The organism is Actinomycetes bacterium (assembly GCA_036510875.1).
In the GTDB taxonomy this organism is placed as follows: Bacteria; Actinomycetota; Actinomycetes; order Prado026; family Prado026; genus DATCDE01.
Map to the genome: position 1 here is coordinate 1 of DATCDE010000144.1, position 2,165 is coordinate 2,165.

The 2,165-nt window shown below is 65.5% G+C and carries 4 protein-coding genes; 1 reads left to right on the forward strand and 3 read right to left on the reverse strand.

Annotation, left to right across the window (positions count from 1 at the left end; all coding sequences use genetic code 11):
• Positions 1–586: 586 nt before the first annotated feature.
• Positions 587–889 (reverse strand): hypothetical protein, encoded by a 303-nt coding sequence (locus tag VIM19_08640; protein ID HEY5184949.1) that lies wholly within the window; start codon positions 887–889, stop codon positions 587–589.
• Positions 890–1,208: 319 nt separating this feature from the next.
• On the opposite strand from VIM19_08640, the gene VIM19_08645 reads away from it, so the two are divergent.
• Entirely contained in the window at positions 1,209–1,424 is a 216-nt protein-coding gene (locus tag VIM19_08645) for a hypothetical protein (GenBank protein ID HEY5184950.1), read from the forward strand.
• A 311-nt stretch (positions 1,425–1,735) separates the two neighbouring features.
• Here the strand turns inward: VIM19_08645 and VIM19_08650 are convergent, their stop codons facing one another.
• Together VIM19_08650 and VIM19_08655 are read right to left on the reverse strand one after the other, a co-directional pair.
• Positions 1,736–1,864, reverse strand: a complete 129-nt coding sequence (locus tag VIM19_08650) for a hypothetical protein (protein HEY5184951.1) — start codon at positions 1,862–1,864, stop codon at positions 1,736–1,738.
• On the reverse strand, positions 1,864–2,165 hold a 302-nt coding region (locus tag VIM19_08655), incomplete at its 5' end, for a hypothetical protein (protein ID HEY5184952.1). The genes VIM19_08655 and VIM19_08650, both read right to left, overlap by 1 nt.

Consider the following 2,165-nt stretch of genomic DNA (forward strand, 5'->3'; position numbering starts at 1 on the left):
AACGTCCCCCCAGGCTGAAGGTCGTCATCGGTGGGCGGCGCGACCCGAGGTTCAGCGTCACCGGGCCGCACGCAGGGCGGGCAGCGCCCCGATCCGCGCCGACGACCATCGGCATCCAAGGTCGCACCAACGTTCCACGGCCACTACACGTCAAGCCTCACCGTCACCCCCTGCCGGTCACCGAGGGATGATCGCAGCCGCCCGTACGCAATCATCCACCGTCCCCCGCGACGAAGGGGCCGCGCTTCACCCGGGCGACCTACGCCGTGAGTTCCCGCGGAAATGACGGGCCTGTCCCCTATCCAGGAAGCGTTCGCCGCCGCTCACTAGGGTTCTCACGCTGCTTGCTGGGCGGCAAGGACGAAGCCCCACTCGCGACCTGACACCACTGTGGGCAACTGTTCGGTCCGACCGGTGGCGGGGTGGCTCACCGACGGGTACACGGCGGGATCTCGATCCGGCTGGAAGGCCCGCGCCGCCGGCGGCCCCAATGGCGAGGACGAGGAAAAGCTCAACGAGGTGTGCTGTAATCGGCAATGACAAGGGCGGGCCTCCGTCATCGTTGAGGCCGATGCGCAGGTCCCCGTTAGCCGTTCATCCACGCCTTGACGATCTGCGCCGTGCGGGTGGGAGGGTTGTTCTTGTCGGGGATCTCATCCACCGATGACACTCCGTCCACCTGCTGGATAATCCACACGGCTCCGGATTTGTCCACCTCGCCGATCGTGCTCTTGGTCTCGTCGTCGGCGGTACCGTTCGGAGGATGACAGATGTAGGTGCTCCTCAGCGTGGTGGCACCGTGAGTCCGTGCGGAGCATACGTCGCCGTCGTCCAGTTGGATCTGCGAGGGGCGCACCGAGGGGTCCAGATCGGAGATCGGAGGGATCACGGGGGCGTTCTCCACCAGTTACGAGACAGGCACTTTCGCTATCTCACGACCCGTGTCTGCGCGCTGGCCGACCGGTCCCCCGCCCGACTGCTCCGCGAAGGCGACACCGACGACGTCGGACCCCAGGTGCTGGCCGCGGCCCGGCAGTTCGCCGCCGTCGGCTAACCCAACCATCCACGTGGTTCCCTGATCACCACGGACAACGGCGATCTGGCCCGTGACGACGACGCCGGTCGCGTTCAGGACCACCCGACACCCGCAACATGGTCACTCGGCCGATTCAGCTATGCGATGACAGAACTCACTGGAAGGTGTTCTCGTGACAGACGGTGAATCCACCGAAGACCGACTCAACGAACTCCGCGCCCGAATCATCGAAATCAACGAGCTCACGCAAATCAACCTGCTCACCGGTGAAGCCCTCGGCCTGATCAGAGGCATGCTCATCGACCTCGTCGAGGCCTCCGATGCCGACCCCGACGACTACATCGACGACCTCGAGCGTCTCGACCAGATTGCCAACCAGTTCCCGTAGCCGATTACTGATCCCGGTCCTCACCCGCGCTGAGGACGTGGTCGATCGGCGGAAATGTAGGGAGTCGAGATTCTCTGGGGTCGACATCCGCTCCGAGCAACTCTTCGACACGGTTTCCTTACGGCGCCGACACACCTGGGGCGGTCACCAGCCAGGCTTGACGTGAGGCGGGTAGCCCTCGTGTCGTGGATGCCAGGACGAGTCAGCGTCAAGCTGACGCTGACGCACGATGACTGTAGCGACGAAGGCGGCGAGAAGCAGCGCGGACAACGCCAGCGCCTTCGCGGTCAGGATGCGTCGCCACGTTCTACTCATGGGTTGACCACCGCCTCTCGCCACCGCTTCAGCCAGACCTTCGCCGCTGCGCCGACCACCACGGCGCCGAGAAGCAGGACCGACAGTGTCAGCGCCCTTTCCCCCACGCTGGTGCCCTCGCTCATCAATCAAGGATGCTCCGAAATCGACCGAGGAGCTCCTCGACCACGACGAGCGGCGGGCCTGCAAAAGACGGCGAGCGGGGCGGCGGGCATGCCGCCCGTGTTGTGAGAGAACCGAATAGCCACATCGCCCGCGGGACTGGCGCCGGTACCGCGCTCCAGACTATTGGACATTGGCGACGCCGGTCCGATGGATTACCTCGAACTGCGTTCTTCCCCAGTGGCAGGTCGACCAGCCGCCCGGTGAGCAGCTGCAGGATCGACGCGATGGGTCCCTGCACCGCGGCGCCGTCGCCGATGGCCG